The organism is Candidatus Planktophila versatilis, assembly GCF_002288265.1.
GTDB classification, from domain to species: Bacteria; Actinomycetota; Actinomycetes; order Nanopelagicales; family Nanopelagicaceae; genus Planktophila; species Planktophila versatilis.
In genome coordinates, this window is the sequence record NZ_CP016778.1 from 172,053 (window position 1) to 192,569 (window position 20,517).

19 protein-coding genes and 1 tRNA gene are annotated in these 20,517 nt (G+C 47.7%); 9 read left to right on the forward strand and 11 right to left on the reverse strand.

The window, feature by feature from the left end:
* Nucleotides 1-4: 4 nt before the first annotated feature.
* From A1sIIB76_RS00810 to A1sIIB76_RS00825, 4 genes are all read right to left on the reverse strand, one after another.
* Nucleotides 5-1,126 (reverse strand): hypothetical protein, encoded by a 1,122-nt coding sequence (locus A1sIIB76_RS00810; protein ID WP_095696734.1) that lies wholly within the window; start codon nucleotides 1,124-1,126, stop codon nucleotides 5-7.
* 162 nt (nucleotides 1,127-1,288) lie between these two features.
* On the reverse strand, nucleotides 1,289-1,459 hold the full coding sequence (locus A1sIIB76_RS06885) for a DUF5679 domain-containing protein (RefSeq protein WP_095684343.1): 171 nt from the start codon (nucleotides 1,457-1,459) through the stop codon (nucleotides 1,289-1,291).
* A 131-nt stretch (nucleotides 1,460-1,590) separates the two neighbouring features.
* Nucleotides 1,591-2,175, reverse strand: coding sequence for a M48 metallopeptidase family protein (locus A1sIIB76_RS00820; protein WP_095697341.1), 585 nt, complete (start codon nucleotides 2,173-2,175; stop codon nucleotides 1,591-1,593).
* A 213-nt stretch (nucleotides 2,176-2,388) separates the two neighbouring features.
* The gene (locus tag A1sIIB76_RS00825; RefSeq protein WP_095696735.1) at nucleotides 2,389-3,702 is read right to left on the reverse strand and encodes a zinc-dependent metalloprotease; all 1,314 of its coding nucleotides are present in this window, start codon (nucleotides 3,700-3,702) and stop codon (nucleotides 2,389-2,391) included.
* A 154-nt stretch (nucleotides 3,703-3,856) separates the two neighbouring features.
* On the opposite strand from A1sIIB76_RS00825, the gene A1sIIB76_RS06935 reads away from it, so the two are divergent.
* From A1sIIB76_RS06935 to A1sIIB76_RS00845, 4 genes are all read left to right on the forward strand, one after another.
* Nucleotides 3,857-4,135 (forward strand): hypothetical protein, encoded by a 279-nt coding sequence (locus A1sIIB76_RS06935; RefSeq protein ID WP_223298775.1) that lies wholly within the window; start codon nucleotides 3,857-3,859, stop codon nucleotides 4,133-4,135.
* A gap of 148 nt (nucleotides 4,136-4,283) precedes the next feature.
* On the forward strand, nucleotides 4,284-4,988 hold the full coding sequence (locus tag A1sIIB76_RS00835) for a S16 family serine protease (RefSeq protein ID WP_223298776.1): 705 nt from the start codon (nucleotides 4,284-4,286) through the stop codon (nucleotides 4,986-4,988).
* Entirely contained in the window at nucleotides 4,985-7,789 is a 2,805-nt protein-coding gene (locus tag A1sIIB76_RS00840; RefSeq protein WP_095696737.1) for a UPF0182 family membrane protein, read from the forward strand. Before A1sIIB76_RS00835 ends, A1sIIB76_RS00840 begins: the two co-directional genes overlap by 4 nt.
* 68 nt (nucleotides 7,790-7,857) lie before the next feature.
* Nucleotides 7,858-7,934: transfer RNA gene (locus tag A1sIIB76_RS00845), tRNA-Met, on the forward strand.
* Between the two features lie 41 nt (nucleotides 7,935-7,975).
* On the opposite strand, the gene A1sIIB76_RS00850 is transcribed toward A1sIIB76_RS00845, so the two are convergent.
* The 4 genes from A1sIIB76_RS00850 to aroA are packed head-to-tail and all read right to left on the reverse strand — an operon-like array spanning nucleotide 7,976 to nucleotide 13,380.
* Complete coding sequence (locus tag A1sIIB76_RS00850; protein WP_095674373.1) at nucleotides 7,976-10,267, reverse strand: heavy metal translocating P-type ATPase; 2,292 nt, start codon at nucleotides 10,265-10,267, stop codon at nucleotides 7,976-7,978.
* Nucleotides 10,268-10,279: 12 nt separating this feature from the next.
* Nucleotides 10,280-11,086 (reverse strand): inositol monophosphatase family protein, encoded by an 807-nt coding sequence (locus A1sIIB76_RS00855; protein WP_095674374.1) that lies wholly within the window; start codon nucleotides 11,084-11,086, stop codon nucleotides 10,280-10,282.
* Nucleotides 11,087-11,095: 9 nt separating this feature from the next.
* Entirely contained in the window at nucleotides 11,096-12,106 is a 1,011-nt protein-coding gene (rsgA, locus tag A1sIIB76_RS00860) for a ribosome small subunit-dependent GTPase A (RefSeq protein WP_095674375.1), read from the reverse strand.
* The gene (aroA, locus tag A1sIIB76_RS00865) at nucleotides 12,103-13,380 is read right to left on the reverse strand and encodes a 3-phosphoshikimate 1-carboxyvinyltransferase (protein ID WP_095674376.1); all 1,278 of its coding nucleotides are present in this window, start codon (nucleotides 13,378-13,380) and stop codon (nucleotides 12,103-12,105) included. Before aroA ends, rsgA begins: the two co-directional genes overlap by 4 nt.
* A 71-nt stretch (nucleotides 13,381-13,451) precedes the next feature.
* On the opposite strand from aroA, the gene A1sIIB76_RS00870 reads away from it, so the two are divergent.
* From A1sIIB76_RS00870 to A1sIIB76_RS00885, 4 genes are read left to right on the forward strand one after another with little or no spacing between them, the layout of a single operon-like run.
* Nucleotides 13,452-14,174, forward strand: a complete 723-nt coding sequence (locus A1sIIB76_RS00870; RefSeq protein WP_095674377.1) for an SOS response-associated peptidase — start codon at nucleotides 13,452-13,454, stop codon at nucleotides 14,172-14,174.
* 15 nt (nucleotides 14,175-14,189) lie between these two features.
* A complete protein-coding gene (locus A1sIIB76_RS00875; protein WP_095674378.1) occupies nucleotides 14,190-14,816 on the forward strand; it encodes a sigma-70 family RNA polymerase sigma factor in 627 nt (208 codons plus the stop codon).
* Nucleotides 14,813-15,211 carry a hypothetical protein gene (locus A1sIIB76_RS00880; protein ID WP_095674379.1) on the forward strand — a complete coding sequence of 133 codons (399 nt, stop codon included), beginning with the start codon at nucleotides 14,813-14,815 and terminating at the stop codon, nucleotides 15,209-15,211. Before A1sIIB76_RS00875 ends, A1sIIB76_RS00880 begins: the two co-directional genes overlap by 4 nt.
* Nucleotides 15,212-15,221: 10 nt before the next feature.
* The gene (locus A1sIIB76_RS00885) at nucleotides 15,222-15,629 is read left to right on the forward strand and encodes a thioesterase family protein (RefSeq protein ID WP_095674380.1); all 408 of its coding nucleotides are present in this window, start codon (nucleotides 15,222-15,224) and stop codon (nucleotides 15,627-15,629) included.
* 15 nt (nucleotides 15,630-15,644) lie between these two features.
* Here the strand turns inward: A1sIIB76_RS00885 and sodN are convergent, their stop codons facing one another.
* A complete protein-coding gene (gene sodN, locus A1sIIB76_RS00890) occupies nucleotides 15,645-16,043 on the reverse strand; it encodes a superoxide dismutase, Ni (protein ID WP_095674381.1) in 399 nt (132 codons plus the stop codon).
* 51 nt (nucleotides 16,044-16,094) lie between these two features.
* Between sodN and A1sIIB76_RS00895 the strand changes: the two genes are divergently transcribed.
* Nucleotides 16,095-16,472, forward strand: coding sequence for a S26 family signal peptidase (locus A1sIIB76_RS00895; RefSeq protein WP_190277068.1), 378 nt, complete (start codon nucleotides 16,095-16,097; stop codon nucleotides 16,470-16,472).
* Here A1sIIB76_RS00895 and A1sIIB76_RS00900 read toward each other — a convergent pair.
* Nucleotides 16,444-16,713: a mycoredoxin gene (locus tag A1sIIB76_RS00900; protein WP_095674383.1), complete on the reverse strand. Its 270-nt coding sequence runs from the start codon at nucleotides 16,711-16,713 to the stop codon at nucleotides 16,444-16,446. The genes A1sIIB76_RS00895 and A1sIIB76_RS00900 overlap by 29 nt on opposite strands.
* Complete coding sequence (locus A1sIIB76_RS00905; protein ID WP_095674384.1) at nucleotides 16,710-20,426, reverse strand: multifunctional oxoglutarate decarboxylase/oxoglutarate dehydrogenase thiamine pyrophosphate-binding subunit/dihydrolipoyllysine-residue succinyltransferase subunit; 3,717 nt, start codon at nucleotides 20,424-20,426, stop codon at nucleotides 16,710-16,712. The genes A1sIIB76_RS00900 and A1sIIB76_RS00905 overlap by 4 nt, the downstream gene beginning before the upstream one ends.
* Nucleotides 20,427-20,517 lie beyond the last annotated feature (91 nt).

Consider the following 20,517-nt stretch of genomic DNA (forward strand, 5'->3'; position numbering starts at 1 on the left):
TAACTTAAAAGGCACACCCACAGAGTGGGTGGCGAGGGATCGCCACCACCTGTGGGTAGGCAAGTAATTGATAGTCAATTGAAATAGCTATTCCGAGCAGCGCTGAGAAGTCTGCCGCCGTATCTCTCTGATTAGCAACAGTGATGGCATCACAAAATTGCACAATCAATGAAGCCGCCATCGCCGCAATAAAGTGAGCAGCAATTTGTGGGTATTCCTTTGCAACATTTGGTGTGAAATCAAGGAGATCTATCACACCACGTTGTTCCCTGGATGAAAGCTCATAGCAACGCAGGCAGGGACTCACACCCGGAATTACCAAGGGACCAATCAGCGCACTGTCTGCGCGTGGAGAAGGAATGATGAGAAATTTTTCGCCAGAGCTCATCCAGAGTGAAAGAGTTTCGGGGTTGATATCACCGCAATGAATACGTAAATCAGGAGTTGATACCTCATCTAGATAATTCTCATGGCGATCAAGGGGAAATAGTGCAAGTTCTCTTCTCATCATCTCGCAATGGCTCTTAAAGGCCGTTCCAGTATCTGATTGCCGGAACGTTGAAAGTGCCATATCGATATCACTGATGAGTGGATATGCCCCACGCGATGCTGGTGTGAAGCGCACTTGCGAAAGTCCGCTTGCAAGTAGAAGCGAGTAGAGAAGTGTGGCAACTCGATTGTTTCCCGAAATTTCGCAGAGATAATTTTGCCGGGAACTTAACATTTCAACGCCACCATCGATGACACCGGTAATCCAATTTGTTTGGTTTAACTCAGGTGCGCACCTGCGTTGTAGTTGTTGGACTCCAGCATCAAATGCGGGTCTACTATTTTTCTTCACTCGGTTATCTAATTTGGAGACAAAACGTTGGGAAACTCTGAGCACACCTTGCTCGTGGTTGATTAATTCTTCTTCTTCGAGTTGAGCTAAGAGCGTGCTCACCGTTGCATCTAGTACGTTAGGTGTTTGTAGGATTTCTTTCTCAGACTTTCCGAGTGCCAGCGCGAGGGCAATCACTTTCTCTTCCGGGGTGGAGATCCGAATGACTCGTTTAAGCGTTCCTAGGAAGTATTGGCCGGGTGTAGTGCTCTGACTTAGCGCAACTCCGCGTTTGAGTTCTCTCATGTGGCAAAGGATGCGCACTTACCTTGGACTGAACTTGCCAGCGCCAGCGCCGCTGTGTGCAAGGCGAGTGTTTTCTCACCCTATGAGTGCAGGGGAGTACTGCGCGTAAAAAAATAACCCCCGCTCAGTGAGCGAGGGTTATTTCTACGAATATGTGGTGACTTATTCTGGCTTCTTGCCGAGAATGCGATTTACCTTGGTGCCACACACAGGGCAAATACCCTGTGCCATGCGACGACCAGACTCGGAGATCTTTACTGTTCCTTCGAAATCACGCTTTGCTTTGCACTTAACGCAGTAAGCGTCACCCTTGTATGTCTCTACCTCTGCCATTTTTGCCTCCGTTCGACCCATGAGCTAGGCGCCATGCGTACTGGTCAAAACAGTACTCTGCGCCACGCTCAAAATCGGGGAAATCACGCGTAGATTCCCTTACATCTTTATTTCCAGGATTATCAAAGGAATTAGGTCAGTTTCGAGAGTTCTGCCGGGGCCAGCAGGGCGCGTTCGGCCGCCTCATAGCCATCTAGATAGGCAGTTGCCAGCTCAGAGTCCTCAAAACGGGATAAAACCTCGGTAAATCCTTCGCCGTGGTCGAAGAATTGAAGGTGGATGGCTTCATGGAAGAGCACATAATCCCGGGCGTATTCTGGAGCGAGCTTCAAACGGTCTGAGATTCTGATGGTGCGATCAACGCTGGTGCATGAGCCCCAACGCTCGCGCATCGGCCTCCATGTAACGCAAATGGGGCGGATAGTAATTTCTGGAGCCAACTCGGTCAGTAATTCATCGATACGCCGAGCCAGATCTGCCTCACCAGGGGTCTGGGACTGCTCTTGGCTGCGAATCTTGGCAATCATCTCCGGCACGATCACTCGTTCGTCAGCTTTGCTTAGACGCGCTGGAATAGAGATGACAATTCTCCCACCCTGTCGATAGGCAGAGATACTTTTCTTCCGCCGAGCAGAGCGAATGACGATGATTTCGCCTTCGCCGAGCCCCGGCAGAGTCTCTTCTTCAAATTCACCCGGAAAGCCTGAAGTTGTCATTGAGGAAATGTAATAGAAAAAGATTTCAATCAAGAGGAATTCAGAATATTTGACAAGAAATTTTTCTTGTGTCTTCGCGATTTACATTTGATTCCAGCAAAAAACTCTCGTACTTTGCGCATACGAAGTCCTCGGATAACCGTTTGATATCTGCAAGGGGAAGGCAGATATTAAAATGTGCGCCCGGGGACTTCGCTTTTCTTTTAGGGCTATTTAGAGCAGGCCGCTGAGGTCATCTGGAATCTGGGCAGATTTCATGAATTTTTCAGGATCAAGTAACTCCTGGGCACTTGGCAAAATGCCACTCCAGATCTGATCGCGAGCTGCAATATCTTTGACTTCGCGAATCTTCTGCCAGAAGGCGCTCGCTTCCCGTGCAAGTCGAGGAGTTACCTGCAATCCAAGAAGTGACGAGAAGAGTTGTTGTGATGGTGCACTCGTTGCACGTTGGCGCCGATAGATTTCGCGAAGTTGGGCAAGTGCTGGCAAACGATCACCGGCTGCTTGTGTGGTGACTTCATCTGCCCAACCATCGACAAGTGCAAGTACTGTTTCTAGTTTAGAAAGAGCGGCACGTTGTGCTGGTGTTTCCTCCGGTGTAAAGATCCCTTTATTGAGCGCAATCGAGAATGAATTCTCGCCAGATTCCGGATTCATCTGGGAAGGATCAAAGTTCTGCATTGCATCTTCGGCTTGACGTTGAATTGCATCCATATCGATATGAATTCCGCGACCATAATCAACAATGGCGCTGCGAATGTAGGAAACGATCCAAGGATTATGTTCAAATAATCTTGCTACCGAAGCTTCCCGAAGTGCGTGAAAGATATAGACCTCACTCTTTGGGATCTCAAGATCGGTGCTCCACTTTTCAATATTTTCTGGGATTAGTACTGGGTGCGCCGGGGTAAGTAAGGGCAGCCCCACATCGTGCACACCTGTGGCCGATGCCGAGATTGAGCCAATGGCTTGGCCCAACTGGGTGGCGATCATGGAACCAATAAATGTGCGCAAGAGACCAGTGATGGCGCCCATGGAGTTGGCCATCTCCTCTGAACTTCCCGATGCATCATCTAGTAGCCCTGAGATTGCAGTGGAGAGTCCAGTAGCAAGTGGCTCCATTGTCTGGTGCCAGCCATCGAGTGTGAGATCCACCCAATCGAGTCGGCTCACGGCGCGTGGGGAAGAAGAGGATTGGGTAGCTGGAAAATGCGTTGCTTCATTAAGCCAGAGATCAGAAATTTCAAAGGCGCTAGCAACCACACTGACATCTTTAGTGCCGATTGGTTCTGACCCTTGCACTTGCACAAATTTCTTTGCCGTATCTCGCACGACGTTCTTGGGAAGTGCATCTGTGCTACCACCAGCAAAGGCGGCAAAAGGATTGATAAAACCTGCTGGATTTATTCCCATCTGTTCAAATTGTTTCTGAATTTGTTCCTGCATTTGGCGCATCATCGCGGAAAAATCTTCCGGCTTCTTACCTTCTTCATCTCCATCATCTGGAGTAAATCCAAAAGGTGACATGTGTAACCCTCTTTTCTCTTTCCGCGCCGCGCTGTCTTCTGGTTCGAGTCTATTCAGATGCATCGGTTTGAGCAGTATGAAAATCTAATACATCTACATCTGCTGCAACCATGAGGGTCAGCACTTTCTTCCCAGAAAGGGTAGGCTCTTTTCTATGGATCTCTTCGGCAATAGCTCTGCAATAGTCGCGGGCAGTAGCACTTTTGCCGCCTTGATTTGGTGGGTAGTACCGATAAGCGCTCTCATCGGCGGAATTGGCTACGTCCTGTGGATCTCAAAATTTAAAGGAAAATTCGAATCCGAAACAACGCGATCAGTAGGAAACTTCCAGCGTTTTCAAGACTCTTTTCGCACCGAAACTCAGGCACCGGTAACCCAGGTGCCTCAAGTCCAGGTGCCAGAGGAACAAGTCCCAGAACATCGAGATAACTAGCACGTAATTTATGCACATTCCTCGAATTCCACTTCTTCGAGTGCCGCGTGCGCTTGCTAGAACAGGTTATAGGCGAACTTCTAGGATCACCAGAATCTTAATCTCGCTATTTCTTATCGCCCCCCTCGTTCTCCCGGTAAATTTTGTTTTGATTAATCCTGGCGAAGGAAATCCACTCTTTCCAAAGATGCTCAAAGTTAATTCAGTAAAAACTTATCCCGTCGATGGTCAGATGTTTCTTCTATCTATCTGGGTCACTAACCCCCAAACGCTGGTGCTGGGATTTCAAGTTCTTCTCTGTTGGATTAAGCCGACATGTGTTGTCACCCCGCGTTCGGTTATCTATCCCAAAGCAACTGATGACAAGGCTGAATTAGCCGAAGGTGCGAAAGAGATGAAGCAATCGCAAAATTCGGCCATAGTGGCAACGAAGAAACTCTTTGCAAAAAAGTATCCAGAGCTCAACCTTGCCGGGCTTACCGATGCATCCCTGAAAGTTTCCTTGAAAAATACTGGTGGGCCAAGTGGAGGACTGATTTTTTCACTTGGTCTAGTAGAACTACTAGCACCTGAGAATCTTTTGCAAGGAAGAAAGATTGCAGCCACCGGAACAATCTCAAAGTCAGGTGCGGTGGGGGCAATTGGTGGCGTTCAAGAGAAGATTGTGGCGGCCCGCGCAGCTGGCGTAGAGCTACTTTTCATCTCCCGGGATAACTGCGATGAGATCTCGGGTGAGGTAGATGGATTGAAAGTGATTGCCGTCTCAACGCTAGAAGAGGCCTATCTGGCGCTTAAAGGTGGGGGAAATTCCGATTTTCGAGGGGTCCAGGGGTGCACTAATCTATCGGCATGAATAGAAATCGTAGCCCGCTCGTCATTACTGCTGGAATATTGGTTGCACTAGCAGCTGCGACTCTTTACTTCAGCAGCTTCTATATCGACTGGCTCTGGTTTAAATCTGTAGATTTCACATCCGTATGGACAACAGTTCTTGTCACAAAGATTCAGCTCTTTTTTCTGATCGGGTTAATTACCTCCTTCGTAATCTCACTCAATATCTTTATTGCATATAGAACTCGTCCGCTCTATGTCCCAGCAAGTATTGAAGTCAACGGCCTCGAGCGTTTACGCGCACAGATTGAACCGATTCGGCTCTTAGTCTTTGCCGGAATCTGTCTGGTCCTTATTTATTTTGCCGGATCTTCCGGAATGGCGTTCTGGCGCCAGTGGTTACTCTTTAGAAACTCAACTGAATTTGGCGTTAAGGATCCTCAGTTCAATCTTGATATCTCCTTCTTTGCTTTTAAACTCCCAATTTTCCAGGCCTTGATTGGTTGGGGAATTTCAACCCTTATCTTGGCAGCACTTGCGAGTGCATTCGTTCATTACATGTATGGCGGAATTCGCACCGCTGTGCAAACTGATCGAACAACTGTTGCAGCTAGAGTTCAGATTTCTATCCTGCTCGGACTCATTGTTCTACTCAAAGCTGTTGCTTACTGGTTTGATCGCTTTGCCCTCGCACTTAAAGAGAGCACCCTCATCACCGGACTTAAGTTCGCAGATGTAAATGCTTTGCTACCCGCGAAAGCAATCCTGTCCGCTATCGCTGTGGTCTGCTCACTCCTCTTCTTTGCAAATATCGTTCGTCGCTCATGGCTATTGCCAGCAGCAGGTACGGCGCTGCTTGTTATCTCTTCAGTTCTCATCGCTGGTCTGTATCCAGCGGCGATTCAGCAATTTCAAGTAAAGCCATCTGAATCATCTAAGGAAGCTCCCTTTATTGAGCGCAATATTGAAGCTACCCGCGCAGCTTATGATCTCGACGGAGTTGAGATTCAAGATTACAACGCAACGCTTTCTACCAGCGCCGGGCAACTTGCCAAGGATGCGGCGACAATTGCCAACATCCGATTGATGGATCCCAATGTAATTTCTGCAACCTTCCGCCAGCTTCAGCAGATTAAGCCTTATTACACATTCCCACAGTCACTAGATATTGATCGATACACAATCGATGGAGTTTCTCGTGATGCTGTTGTAGCTGTTCGCGAACTTAATATCGAAGGTAACCCAAGTCGAAATTGGATTAATGATCACTTGGTCTACACACACGGCTTCGGTTATGTCGCAGCCTATGCAAATACCGTGGATGCAGATGGAAAGCCAAGTTTTGCAGTCGGCGATCTGCCTCCAACTAAAGGCTTAGGCGAGTTCCAGCCCCGTATCTACTTTGGTGAGAATGTTCCTGACTACTCAATTATTGGTGGAAAGAAGACTGAATCTCCAGTTGAATTCGACTATCCAGATGATAGTTCTGCAAATGGTCAGAAGAATTACACATACACAGGAACCGGTGGTGTTGCCGTTGGTAGCACCATTAATAAGTTGCTCTTTGCAATCAAGTATCAAGAGCAACGCATCTTGCTTTCTAACCTCATTAATGCTGATTCCAAGATTCTCTACAACCGTTCACCTCGTGAGCGCGTAGCGAAGGTTGCTCCATGGCTTACTCTCGACGGAGATCCATATCCATCCATTGTCGATGGCAAAGTTATGTGGATTATCGATGGTTACACAACAAGTGCTGGCTATCCATATGCTCAAACCACATCACTTTCCACAGCAACTGCTGATGCGCTGACAGCAAATTCAACTTCAATTACTGCTCAGACAAATACGAAGGTGAACTACATTCGAAACTCTGTCAAAGCAACTGTCGATGCCTACAACGGAAGCGTCACGCTCTATGAGTGGGATGAGAAAGACCCTGTCCTTAAGACCTGGATGAAGGCATTTCCAAATACAGTAAAGGCAAAGAGCACCATGTCTAAGGGGCTACTGGAGCATGTTCGCTACCCAGAAGATATGTTCCGTGTTCAACGCGACATCCTAAGTTCGTATCATGTGAATAACGCAGCTGCCTTCTACGGTGGACAAGATTTCTGGCGTGTGCCGCGCGATCCCTCTACTTTTGGAGCAAATGCTGGTGCGCAGCCGCCGTACTACATGACTGTGCAGATGCCAGGTTCAAAGACACCGGCATACTCGCTAACAACTCCATTTGTGCCACGAGGTGGACGTGAAAACCTTTCTGCATTTGCTGCCGTGAATTCAACAGCGGGTCCGGATTATGGAAAAATTACTGTCCTGCAATTACCGCGCAGTACAGCGATCGCAGGACCATCTCAAGTTGCATCGAACTTCGAAGCCAAGCCAGAAGTTGCAAATGCACTCTCACTTCTGCGACAAGGTGGATCTGATGTTGTGCTTGGTAATTTGCTCACACTTCCAGTTGGAAATGGCCTGCTCTACGTGCAACCGGTCTATGTGTTAGCGACTGCTAACTCGGCTGCATACCCACTACTTCAGAAAGTGTTGGTCTCATTTGGAGATGTGATTGGTTTTGATAGTTCGCTCAAGGGTGCACTGGATCAAGTATTCGGTGGAAACTCTGGAACTTCTTCATCAACAGCAAATCCAACAACGAGCAACAGTTCTGCTGATCTTGCAAGTGCGCTACAAAGTGCTAAGCAAGCAATTGCAGATGGACAAGCCGCACTTGCGAAGGGCGACTTCTCGGCTTATGGTCGCGCACAAGATCGACTTAAATCAGCTATCGCTGCTGCTCTCGCTGCACAATCGCGCAAGTAGTCAATTACACCTACGCACATCACCGATTTGGTGATGTGTTGTAGTTGCGCTTATGATTGCGCTTCCGACGCGGGGTGGAGCAGCTCGGTAGCTCGCTGGGCTCATAACCCAGAGGTCGTAGGTTCAAATCCTGCCCCCGCTACCAATGAAGTAACTGATAGACGAAGTATCTGAGTTTTGTGCTTGTTATCTAATTCTCAGTGAGTGCGTAACGACAAATAGGCTGCTGATAGCCATAGCTGCTGCTGCATACATAGGTGAAGCAAAACCAACTGCGGCAATTGGAATCCCAATCACGTTATAGGCAAATGCCCAAGTGAGGTTTCCTTTGATGGTTGAAAGTGTGCGCTTTGATAAATCAAGGGCATCAATGACACCCATCAGTGCTGGTCGCATCACCGTAATGTCAGCGGTGGAAATTGCAACGTCGGTTCCGGTACCCATGGCAATACTGAGATCAGCAGCAGCCAAAGCTGCGGCATCGTTAACGCCATCACCAATCATCAACACTCGGTGACCAGCGCTTTGTAGTGATGAAACCTTTGCCAACTTATCTTCCGGCAGCACCTGGGCGAGCACTCGATCAGTACTAATTCCCACTTGCTGGGCAACCGATGCTGCACTTTCAGCGTTATCTCCTGTGAGTAACCACGTTGTAATTCCACGCGATTCAAGTGCTGCAATAGTTGTGGCCGAATCGCGCTTAATCTGATCTCCTGATGCAAAGACAGCAAGTGCAACGCCATCCCATGCAAGTACTGAGACTGCCTGCGAATTACTCTCAGCACGCGATATTGCCTCAGAAATCTGGCTATCAAATTCAACACAGCTATGTGCAATTGAAGCTGGCGAACCAATCAGTACAACTGGTGACTTCGGACCAACATTAACGCGAGCAGCAACACCGGCTCCAGGTGTTTGGGTAAATTCGGTAACGGGTAACTGTGTTGCATGATGTGCAAGTGCGTAAGCGGTGATTGCTTGCGCAGTGGGATGATCGCTCTGGCTTTCCAGGGTTAAGGCAGTTGAGAGAATTTTGCCTTCAGTTAATAAGCCGGCAAACTCACTTCCCAGAACTTTCTGTGCTGATACTGGAATAACTACCTCGCGAATATGCATGGAACCATCGGTGAGAGTTCCAGTCTTATCTAGCACTGCCACATCAATGCTTTGAGATATCTCAAGTGCTTGTGGGTTGCGAATAACGATGCCTCGCAGCGCTCCGCGGCCCGATGCCACTAAGAGGGCAACAGGAGTGGCTAATCCGAGTGCGCATGGGCAAGCAATCACCAGGACCGTGATTGCCGTGGATATTGAGAACGAGAGGGATTTGTCTGCGATGAAATACCAATATCCAAATGTTGCTAGTGAAAGGGCGGTAACGACCGGAACGAAGATTGATGCAATCTTATCTGCGAGTTTTTGAATTGGCGCTTTACTTCCTTGCGCAGTGACAACCATTGCAGTGATGCGTGCTAATTCGGTATCGCTACCAATGCGGGTAGCGCGAACGATAATTCGTCCGTTGTTATTCATCGCAGAACCAATGACGCGAGATCCTGGTGAAACTTCAACTGGGGCAGATTCGCCAGTAATGAGTGAATTATCAACCGAACTTTGTCCTGAAATGATTATTCCATCTGTTGCGATACGCCCACCTGGCTTGACCACAAATTCATCGCCTATGACCAGATGAGATATCGGAATGAGAACTTCAACTCCAGCGCGTACAACAGAAACTTCTTTCGCACTGAGTGCCAAGAGGGAAGAGAGGGCGCTGCTGGCGTTGCGCTTAGCGCGTGATTCAAGATAACGCCCGAGAATGACAAAGAAGAGAACGCCGGCAGCAACTTCGGTATAGACATCGCCCTCATTCGTATACGTTGCATAGATTGACCACGCATATGCACTCATTGATCCAAGTGAAATCAAAGTATCCATCGTGGGATGAATGATGTTGCGAATAGCTGCTCTATGAATAGGCCAGGCAACAAAGACAATGAGCGGGGTAGTAATAGCAAGAACTAGCCAAGATACGAAGAGATGATCGGCGTGTGGAGGTTGCGCAATCCCGTAATCTTCAAAAAGTGAAATAAGCCAATCATTGATCGGTTGGTGCCAGCTCATCACCATCGAAATTGCTACCGCAGGAATAGCCAATAGTGTTGCGAAGAAGAGAGCTCGGGCGGCGCCTTTGCGATGTAGAGCAGGGTCAGAGTTATCTGTGAGCAGAGTTGCCGAATAACCAGCAGATTTCACTTGTCTGATGATTTCATCCGGTGATAAATCAGATGGTCCAAGAACGTGCACTGTCTCTGAAGCGAAATTAACGGAGGCAGATACTCCAGGCAGCTCATTGAGTTTGCTCTCAATGGTGTTGACACATGAAGAACACGTCATCCCACTGATAGCGAAAGTTTGCGCTACCAGAGCGTTCTTCTGGAGCGAGCTATCTGAATCTGACATTTTCTGGCTCATCTTGCTACTACCTTATGCGTTCTTCAGGCGAAGAGATTGAACTGCATAGTCGTGTAGGGCTGAATTTGTGGAAAGCCCATTACCACCGTGAGAACCATTTTTTCCATCGAGATTGCTAAATTGCCCACCAGCTTCACGAACAATAATGTCGAGTGCTGCCATATCCCATAGCGCTAGTGATGGCTCAGCAGCAATATCTACTGCACCTTCTGCCACCAACATATGCGACCAGAAATCACCATGGGCTCTGGTGCGCCAAGCACTTTGTAGTAAGTGTTGGAAATTCTCTAACCGATTTCCCCACCCGATTAAGTCTGAGTAGGAAATTGAGGCATCTTCAATCTTTGCAACTTTTGAAACCGAGATTTTTTTTGGCGTTTGGCCATTAACAATGACGAAGGCTCCACCGCCGACAGTTGCATACCAACGGCGAAAGAGTGCAGGTGCACTGACTACTCCTGCTACGACGACTTCACTTCCATCTTCCTGTTTTTCCATCAATGCGATGAGTGTTGCCCATGTGGGCACACCACGCATGAAATTCTTTGTGCCATCGATGGGATCAATAACCCAGTAACGATCTCTTTCTAACCCTTGGGTTCCAAACTCTTCACCGACAATTCCATCATCCGGCCGATCTCTATCAAGCATCGCGCGAATTGCAGATTCTGCAGATTTATCGGCATCGGTGACCGGAGTGTTATCCGGTTTAGTTGTAATTGTTAAATCAAGTGCTTGATATCGAGCCAGTGTGATGGCATCTGCAGCATCTGCTAAACGGTGTGCAAGTGCTAAATCTTCACCGTAATGAGTGCTCATATGCCCAGTCTAACCCTCGTCCTCGGCGAGCTTGACTTCAAGCAACGAGCGAAGACTGCTGACTCTCCTTAAACGCTCGACCTGTAACGAAGGGTCGGATTCAATCCAAGGATTAAGCGAACAGGAAATTTCATGGTGTGAGCAGTTAGGCATGCAGGTTTGCGTCACTTGATAAATATCTGGGAAGGATTCAATAATGCGATCTTTATTTAGATGAGATAGTCCAAAGGCGCGAATACCAGGAGTATCAATAATCCAGCCACCATTTTCAAGAGGTAGTGCAATCGCACTTGATGAGGTGTGGCGGCCGCGCCCAGTGACATCATTAACATCGCCAGTCATTCGATCTGAATTGGGAACCAAGTCATTGATAAGTGTGGATTTTCCAACGCCAGAATGTCCAACAAGAACCGAAATCTTGTCATCGAGAATATCCAAAATAGCTGCAATATCTTGTGTGCGAGACTCGGTCTTTGAAGATGTTGTAATAATGTCAACGCCCAGCGCCTTGTACTCTTGAATGAATTCAGGAACTGGCGAGACATCAACTTTCGTCACAATAATAATGGGCTTAATAGATTCGTGGAAAGCGCTGACAAGGAATCTATCAATGAGCCCGCGACGTGGTTCAGGATTTGCTGATGCAACCACAATCAGTAGCTGATCGATATTTGCAACAATCGTGCGCTCAACACGTGCGACATCATCTACCGTTCTGCTAAGAGAATTTGTACGTTCATTAACAACAACTATTCGTGCAAGTGAGCCTTCACTACCAGTGACATCTCCAACGATTTCAACGAGATCGCCCACTACAACTGATTTAGGTCCAAGCTCGCGAGCTTTCATGGCTGTGATGATTACACCTTCATCAGTTACGCAGGTGGTGCGACCACGATCAACTGTGGTGACAAATGCTGTGATTGAATCTGAATGAGAAGGTCGATCTTTTGTACGCCTGCGAGTAGTGCGAGATGGCCGAATGCGAGCGTCGGATTCGTCGTATTCGCGAGGACTCATAGAACCAAACTCTTCCAGAGCCCTGGGAAATCGGGCAGCGTCTTACGTGTTGTGGCGACATTTTCAATCATGACATCGGGTGTAACAAGGCCAATGACAGCGCCAGCCGTTGCTAATCGATGATCGTCATATGTGTGAAATGTTCCACCATGAAGTGGGGCTGGGGTGATGTGTAGTGCAGTCTCTTCTTCTACAACGCTTCCACCGAGTGCGTTGATTTCTCGCGTCAGTGCTGCCAAACGATCAGTTTCGTGCAGACGAAGGTGACCGATACCGCGCAGATGAGAAGGTGAATCTGCAAGGGCGGCCAGGGCTGCGATAGATGGAGTGAGTTCACCAACATCATGGAGATCTATATCGATTCCATGAATTGAATCACCGCCAGTCAGAGTTAACCCACTAGCGTCTAATTCAACCCGTGCACCCATCTTTGTAAATATCTCGCGCAAATGATCTCCAGGTTGTGTAGTTTCCTTTGGCCAATCTGCAATCGTGATACTGCCACCGCAGACCATCGCAATAGATAAGAATGGTGCTGCGTTAGAAAGATCTGGCTCAATGACTAAATCTTGCCCTGTGAGATATCCAGCCTTCACACTCCAGCTTTGGCTTGCTTTATCAACTTCAACTTCGGCACCAAAATCGCGGAGCATCTGAACCGTCATATCAATATGTGGCATTGAGGGAAGTGAACTTCCATTGTGAGTAACAGTAATTCCTTTTTTCATACTTGGTCCTACAAGTAAGAGCGCTGACAAAAATTGGCTCGACTTACTTGCATCGATTGTTAATTTTCCGCCAGGGATGACACCAGTTCCCTTAATCACCATCGGTAGGGAGTATCGACCTTGATGGTCTATCTCAATTCCAAGTTCTTCTAAAGCCTTAATGACTGGTCCAATAGGTCTTTCATACGAACGTGAATCTCCATCAAAACTGATTTCACCTTGTGCAAGTGCGGCAAGCGGAGGTAAGAACCGCATCACTGTTCCGGCGTTTCCCACATCAATTAGTGCCGGGCCCTTAAGAGGTGCTGGTGTAATTCGCCAGCTCTGATTGTCACCTTGATCATGAATACCGACACCGAGTGAAACAAGACCGGCAGACATTAACTCTGAATCACGTGAGATCAGTGGCTTGCGAATAATTGAGGGCGAGGTTGCCTGGGCAGCAAGAATCAGCGCGCGATTAGTCACCGATTTTGATCCAGGGATGGTTACCTGAGATGAAATCGGCTTTCGTCCGCGAAAAGGTGCGGGCCAGAGTTCGTGCATATGCAGAGTCTAACGCGTGCGTAGGGCGCGAGGAGACGGAGAAAACCTGTAACAAAGTTAGAATTATCAGTATGTGTGGAAGATATGCGCAATCACTGGGCGCAGAAGAGTTAGTCGAGAGCTTTGATTTAGCAGGCTCCACACTCGATCAATCATTGCCGTTGAATTGGAATATTGCGCCGACCAATGAGATTTATATTGTGCGAAGTGAATCCGATTCACGAATCCTCGATTCTGCATCTTGGGGAATCATCGCCCCGTGGCAGAAGAATTTAGCTGATGCACGTGCTTCTCAATCACATGCAATTAATGCACGGAGTGAATCGATCCACGAGAAGCCAACATTTAGACATGCATTTAGAACTTCACGGTGTCTTATTCCTGCAAGTGGCTACTACGAATGGGCAACTTCACTTGGCAAATATTCGCCGAAACAGCCTTTCTATATTTCACACACAAGCGGTGAACAACTTTCTATCGCAGGAATTTGGAGTTCTTGGCAGAGCGAGAAAGGTGTGGTGATTCAGAGCGCAGCGATTATTACCCGGGAAGCAGTGGGAGAGTTGGCAACGATTCATAGCCGGATGCCGGTATTTATGCCGCGTAAGCGCTGGCAAGGTTGGCTTGATACAGAGGCACGAGATATCAACCGGCTGCTTAAGTTGATGGAGGTAGACGAGCCGGATGCGGGGCTGATTGCACAACCTATTTCGCCTCGCGTAAACCTGGTTGCTAACAACGGAGCGGAATTGATTGTTCCCATCGAGCTTGGCGAGCCCGAAACCCTTTTCTAATATAACCTTGCATCAATGACATCGAAGGATTTAGTTCTAGAAAGCGCCGCCGATCGCACTACTCGGTTTGAGCGCGATGCTTTGGTGTTCACAAATCAGCTCTATGCAGCAGCACTTCGTTATACAAAAAATCCAGAAGATGCGCGCGATTTAGTGCAAGACACATACCTCAAGGCTTTCACCTCTTTTCATCAATTTGAAGAAGGTACCAATCTACGTGCCTGGCTCTACCGAGTACTGACAACTACATTTATCAACTCCTATCGCAAAGGACAACGCCAACCACTGATTGCTGATAATGAACTTGAAGACTGGCAAGTGGCTAAAGCCCAAAGTCATACAAGTGATCAAGGGAAATCTGCTGAAACTGTTGCTCTTGAATCCTTACCTGATAGCGATATCAAACGTGCACTACAAGAGATTCCGGAAGAGTTTCGCATGGTTGTCTATTTAGCCGACGTTGAAGGTTTTTCCTATAAAGAGATAGCAGAGATTGTGGGAGCACCTGCAGGCACAGTCATGTCACGTTTGCACAGAGGTCGCAAACAGCTACGTGAGAAACTCACCGACTATGCAAAGGAACTTGGCTATTCAACAGAGTCTTCAGATAAGCCTTCTAGTAAGAAGGGGGGCAGCAAATGAGTTTCATCGAGATTCAATGTAGTGAAGTTCTCTCTTCCGTGATTTTCATCATCGAAGATGAATTAGAGACCGTGCCGCAAGCGGCGCAAATTAACTCCCACTTAACTCACTGCGCTCCCTGCACGGCTGAAATTGAACATGAGCGTCTCATGCACCAGATGCTTGCCGATGTTTTAAAGCGTTCGTGTAATGAGCAAGCCCCGGAGGAACTTCGCCAGAATATTCATCGCCAAATTCGCGAGCAGATGGGTAACTACGCAGGTGCGACCGAAGTGGTCACCCAGTTCAGCATGACTGAAATTTCTATTGAGGTCGATGAGTTCGGAAATATCGAACACCGCGAGATTCAAATCGAACAGACGCACATCCAACACTTCATCGACGACGAGGACTAGCCTTCGAAGCATGAAATCGGCGGATGAAGTCCTGGGAGCGGTTGGCTTCTCTGTGATGACAGTTCGCCCCGGAGATACCTGCGTAACTATGGGTGTCTCTGATCTTCCAGTTGTTGCGCCATCTCATTACTTAACTCTGATGGAGAATGCGTGTGTGGCATCACTCTCGGAATATCTTGACTCCGGTGAAACAACATTTCTGACACATTCAGCTCTTGAAATTGTTGGCTCTGCAACTGCTGGTGCTGAGATCCGTGCTAATTCACGTCTCATTGAAATTGATGGCCGCCAACTCACCTTTACCTGCGATGTTTATGATGGCGAGCGACATTTAGCGCAAGCGCAAATAAAAAGAGCGACAGTTGAGCGATTATCTTTCCTCGCTCGAACTGCCGCTCAATCACTCATTAATGAGTGAAATTTAAGTCAGCGTTTAGGCCTTCTTAGTTGCCCAGAAGATTTCAGCAATCTCATCAATTTTTGCAATGAGTTGATCTGCAACCTTTACATCCTGAGTTCCCTTAGTTCCTGCAGCACCTGCAAGCTTTGTTGCATCATTAAAGAGTGAGTGCAACTGTGGGTAGGCCTCGAAATGTGGAGCCTTGAAGTAATCAGTCCAGAGAACCCAGAGGTGCTCTTTAACTTGGTGTGAACGCTCTTCTTTAATTGCAACAGAACGTGAACGGAAATCTGCATCTGTATTTGCTGCGTACTTCTCCATGCAAGCTTTTACTGAGAGAGCCTCAATCTTTGCTTGTGCTGGATCGTAAACGCCACATGGAAGATCGCAGTGTGCGTGAACAGTGACTTTAGGTGTAAGAAAGTTTCTCATAAGCGGCAGGGTACTCCATTGCTTAAGTCGGTGCATCCTAAGATGACCACTATGGCTAAGTATGCGAGCGTTCGGGTTGAGGGAAACTCGATGGTCCCGACTTATAACGACGGTGACTGGCTGATGGCGCGATGGGCAGATTATTCACTGGCCCACAATCATCTTAGAAAGCTACTGCATCGCCTTCGCCTGCTGAGCACAATCGCTGTGGCAGATGTCGTAGTCATTGAAAGAGAAGAACAACCCGGAATTTATTATGTGAAACGTATTGCAGATGTGCGAGAGCCGGAGTGCGAACTTCCGATGATCTATGTTCTTAGTGATAACCCAGAAGGAACAGATTCACGCACGTGGGGCTGGCTACCAATACATTACGTAAAGGCACGAGTTGAATTCAGGGTTAAGAAAGTGAAGCCAACTTCTCCTTAACCGCAATCACTGATGGATTTGTTAACGAACTTCCATCAGAGAAGAGCAAGGTAGGAACAACTCGATTGCCACTGTTAACTTGCTCCACAAAATCGGCTGAGTCTGGCTCTTGCTCGACATTAATTTCTCGAAAAGTAATTCCTACTTCACCAAGTTGGCTCTTCAGTCTCTTGCAATATCCACACCAATCAGTACTAAACATCACAAACTCTTGACCGGTTAAATCAACTGAGTAAGTCATCGTGTAAATGCCTCATCTAGTAAAGCCTTTGCTTCATCTTCGTGCAGGTGATGACTTCCGGTTGCAGGAGATGCCGCTGCGCGACGAGAGATGCGACGCAATACTCGTGAATCAACACCAGTTCCGCCAATTGATTCAGTCGTGCTTAAGGCAACATGTGGCCAGGCACCTTGATTTGCAGGCTCATCTTGCACCCAGAGCAAGTTAGCATTTGGATGCTTCTTCGCTTCAACTTCCATCTGGGCAACGGGGAATGGATATAAACGCTCAACTCGAACTATTGCAGTGCTGCTGTCATTTAAGCGATTGCGCTCTGCAACGAGGTCGTGATAAATCTTTCCGGAACAGAAAATTATACGAGAAGCATTATTAACGGTTGGATCGCCGATGACTGGCAAGAAAGTTCCCGATGTGAAGTCACTGATAGATGAGGCAGCTGCCTTCAGACGTAACATCGACTTTGGTGTGAAGACAACCATTGGCCGACGCTTTGGATTCGCTGCGTGAAAACGCAGAAGGTGGAAGTAAGAGGCAGGAGTTGATGGTTGGGCCACAGTCATATTCTTCTCGGCACAAAGTGCCAGGAATCGCTCGATACGAGCAGATGAGTGATCCGGGCCTTGGCCTTCATATCCGTGTGGAAGTAAGAGCACTACAGATGAACGCTCACCCCACTTTTGAAGTGCTGATGAGATGAACTCATCGATGATTGTCTGCGCACCATTTGCGAAGTCTCCGAACTGGCCTTCCCACAGGACAAGAGCATCTTCGCGAACAACGGAGTATCCGTATTCAAATCCCATTGCTGCATATTCACTGAGCAATGAATCAACAACAAAGAACTGATTAGCATCTGAAATTAGTGAACGTAGTGGGGTCCACTCACTGCCATTTTCTTTATCAATAATGACAGCGTGACGATTTGAGAATGTTCCGCGACGTGAATCTTGTCCCGCTAACCGAACTGGGTGACCTTCTTTAAGAAGTGAACCGAAGGCGAGCATTTCACCCGTAGACCAGTCGATAGTTCCATCGTTGATGGACTCTGCCCGCTTTTGAAGCTGTGGCAGCAGTTTTGGATGGATATGGAATCCTTCTGGTACCGCAGTTTGGGTTGCTGCAATTTCGCGAACTAGCTGCTCAGAGATAAAGGTTGGTACATCTTCTGCATTGGGAACAATAGGGACTACGAAGTTTGGATCGCTATGTTCTTCATAGTTAGCAACGGATGCAAAGACCTCTTCGAGTTGGACCTGGTAATCGCGAGCAATTTCATCTGCCTCTTCTGGAGTGATATCTCCACGACCAACGAGAGCTTCGGTATATAAAGTACGTGTGGTGCGCTTGGCATCTATGAGCTTGTACATCAACGGCTGTGTAAAGCTTGGCTCATCACCTTCGTTGTGACCACGTCTGCGGTAACAGACCATGTCAATGACAATATCTTTATTAAATGCTTGGCGATATTCAAATGCCATACGTGCAACACGCACACAAGCCTCGGGATCATCACCATTAACGTGAAGAACCGGTGCTTCGATTAACTTAGCAACATCTGTTGAATAACGAGATGTACGTGAAGCATGAGGCGAGGTAGTAAATCCAACTTGGTTGTTAACAACGATATGAATAGTTCCACCCGTGCGATAGCCCGGAAGTTGCGATAGCTGAAGTGTTTCAGCGTTGATACCTTGACCAGCAAATGATGCATCACCATGGAGCAGTATTGGCAAGACTGTGTAAGCACCCTTTGTATTTAAGCGATCTTGCTTAGCGCGAACAATTCCCTCGAGTACTGGGTTAACCGCTTCCAGGTGTGATGGGTTTGCAGCTAAATAAATCTTGGTCTTTGCACCAGATTCTGTTGTGAAGATTCCTTCCGTACCTAAGTGGTACTTCACATCTCCTGAACCATGTACTTGGTTCTCGGCATAGTGCCCTTGGAATTCCTGGAAAATTTGACCGACAGACTTACCCGCAATATTTGCCAGCATATTCAGGCGTCCACGGTGTGGCATGCCGATACATACTTCATCTAGTCCACGCTCTGCCGCTGCAGAAACAATCGCATCTGTCAGTGGAATAACAGATTCTCCACCCTCAAGTGAGAATCGCTTTTGCCCTACGAACTTTGTCTGTAAGAAAGATTCAAATGCTTCAGCGCTATTGAGTTTACGTAATATTCGAAGTTGCTCTACGCGATCTGGAACTTCAGAAACACCTTCGACATGTTGCTGGAACCACTGACGCTCTGCCGGGTTTGAAATGTGCATGTACTCAAGTCCGATTGAGCGACAGTATGCATCGCGGAGAATTCCAAGAATCTTACGTAGCGGCAGGAACTTCTTTCCGCCAAATCCACCGGTTGCAAATTCACGATCAAGATCCCAGAGTGTGAGTCCATGCGTGCGCACATCGAGGTCCGGATGATTTCGCTGGATATAAACAAGCGGATCAATATCGGCCATGAGATGTCCCCAGGTGCGATAAGCGTGAATCAGCTGCTGAACGCGCGCAGTCTTATCAATCTCTTCATCTTTGGTTACGGCAAAATCAGATGCCCAGCGGATTGGCTCATAAGGAATACGAAGTGCGGTAAAGATTTCGTCATAGAAATCATCTGCGCCAAGAAGATATTCGTTGATACGGCGCAAGAAATCACCAGATTGTGCACCTTGAATAACGCGGTGATCATATGTACTTGTCAGTGTTATCACCTTGCTTATTGCAAGACGAGCAAGGGTTTCCGCACTTGCTCCTTGGAACTCTGCTGGGTAATCCATCGCTCCTACACCCAGGATCAGTCCTTGTCCCTGCACTAAACGTGGAACAGAATGAACTGTTCCAATGGTTCCTGGGTTAGTCAGCGAAACGGTTGTTCCGGCGTAATCTTCAACGGTGAGAGTTCCGGCGCGAGCCTTCTTCACAATCGCTTCATAGGCCGACCAGAACTGCCCGAATTCAAGTTCCTCGCAACCTTTAATTGATGGAACTAGTAATTGACGTGTTCCATCGGGCTTTGCTAAATCAATCGCGATTCCCAAATTGATATGTTCTGGTTTACCAAGTGCTGGCTTTCCTTCGAGTTCACCGTAGAAAGCATTCATCTCTGGCATCGCGCGCAGCGCTTTAATCATCGCGTAGGCAATGATGTGAGTAAACGAAACTTTTCCACCACGGCCACGCTTTAAGTGATTGTTAATGACAATTCGATTATCAATCATGAGTTTTGCCGGAATTGCGCGAACAGATGTAGCTGTTGGAACGGTTAGCGATGCTTCCATGCTCTGGACAACGCGAGCAGATACTCCGCGAATTGGTTCGAGCGTCGAAGCACTTGGTGTTACTAAAGTTGGAATTGGTTTAGCAATCGGATCTGCTGGTGTTGCGGGAGTCGTCGAAAGAGTGCGAACGATTGGTTGCGTTGCAGGAGCCGAAGCCACGGGAGTTGGCTGTGCGACAACTGGAGCTGCAACCGGCGCTACTGGTGCAGCCGGAGTTGGTTGCGCTGAACCTTGAACAGAAATATTTGGGGGAGTAACTGGCTTTGGTGTTGGTGGTGTTCCGGCCTTTGGTTTGTCAGCTATCTGCGGATTATTTTGGAAGTGTGCAATCCACTCACTTGGTACAGACGATGGATCAGCTTGGTATCGCTCAAACATTTCTTCAACGAGCCAATCATTTGCTCCAAAGTCTTGTCCTGATTGCGACACTGAGCGCTCCCTTGCGTCCTTGCGTACATATCTATTACTTACAAACTAGATATAAATCCTGTAACTGAACGTGGCTAAGACTATCGGCTCC

Excerpts from the sequence above, each read along its gene's own strand:
- A1sIIB76_RS00825 (WP_095696735.1), bottom strand. The coding sequence starts at position 3,702 with ATGTCACCTTTTGGATTTACTCCAGATGATGGAGATGAAGAAGGTAAG.
- A1sIIB76_RS00880 (WP_095674379.1), top strand. The coding sequence starts at position 14,813 with ATGAGTTTCATCGAGATTCAATGTAGTGAAGTTCTCTCTTCCGTGATT.
- A1sIIB76_RS00840 (WP_095696737.1), top strand. The coding sequence starts at position 4,985 with ATGAATAGAAATCGTAGCCCGCTCGTCATTACTGCTGGAATATTGGTT.
- A1sIIB76_RS00850 (WP_095674373.1), bottom strand. The coding sequence starts at position 10,267 with ATGAGCCAGAAAATGTCAGATTCAGATAGCTCGCTCCAGAAGAACGCT.
- A1sIIB76_RS00810 (WP_095696734.1), bottom strand. The coding sequence starts at position 1,126 with ATGAGAGAACTCAAACGCGGAGTTGCGCTAAGTCAGAGCACTACACCC.
- A1sIIB76_RS00900 (WP_095674383.1), bottom strand. The coding sequence starts at position 16,713 with ATGACTTACTCAGTTGATTTAACCGGTCAAGAGTTTGTGATGTTTAGT.
- A1sIIB76_RS00875 (WP_095674378.1), top strand. The coding sequence starts at position 14,190 with ATGACATCGAAGGATTTAGTTCTAGAAAGCGCCGCCGATCGCACTACT.
- sodN (WP_095674381.1), bottom strand. The coding sequence starts at position 16,043 with ATGAGAAACTTTCTTACACCTAAAGTCACTGTTCACGCACACTGCGAT.
- rsgA (WP_095674375.1), bottom strand. The coding sequence starts at position 12,106 with ATGAGTCCTCGCGAATACGACGAATCCGACGCTCGCATTCGGCCATCT.
- A1sIIB76_RS00855 (WP_095674374.1), bottom strand. The coding sequence starts at position 11,086 with ATGAGCACTCATTACGGTGAAGATTTAGCACTTGCACACCGTTTAGCA.
- aroA (WP_095674376.1), bottom strand. The coding sequence starts at position 13,380 with ATGCACGAACTCTGGCCCGCACCTTTTCGCGGACGAAAGCCGATTTCA.
- A1sIIB76_RS06885 (WP_095684343.1), bottom strand. The coding sequence starts at position 1,459 with ATGGCAGAGGTAGAGACATACAAGGGTGACGCTTACTGCGTTAAGTGC.
- A1sIIB76_RS00885 (WP_095674380.1), top strand. The coding sequence starts at position 15,222 with ATGAAATCGGCGGATGAAGTCCTGGGAGCGGTTGGCTTCTCTGTGATG.
- A1sIIB76_RS00870 (WP_095674377.1), top strand. The coding sequence starts at position 13,452 with ATGTGTGGAAGATATGCGCAATCACTGGGCGCAGAAGAGTTAGTCGAG.
- A1sIIB76_RS00895 (WP_190277068.1), top strand. The coding sequence starts at position 16,095 with ATGGCTAAGTATGCGAGCGTTCGGGTTGAGGGAAACTCGATGGTCCCG.
- A1sIIB76_RS06935 (WP_223298775.1), top strand. The coding sequence starts at position 3,857 with ATGGATCTCTTCGGCAATAGCTCTGCAATAGTCGCGGGCAGTAGCACT.
- A1sIIB76_RS00820 (WP_095697341.1), bottom strand. The coding sequence starts at position 2,175 with ATGACAACTTCAGGCTTTCCGGGTGAATTTGAAGAAGAGACTCTGCCG.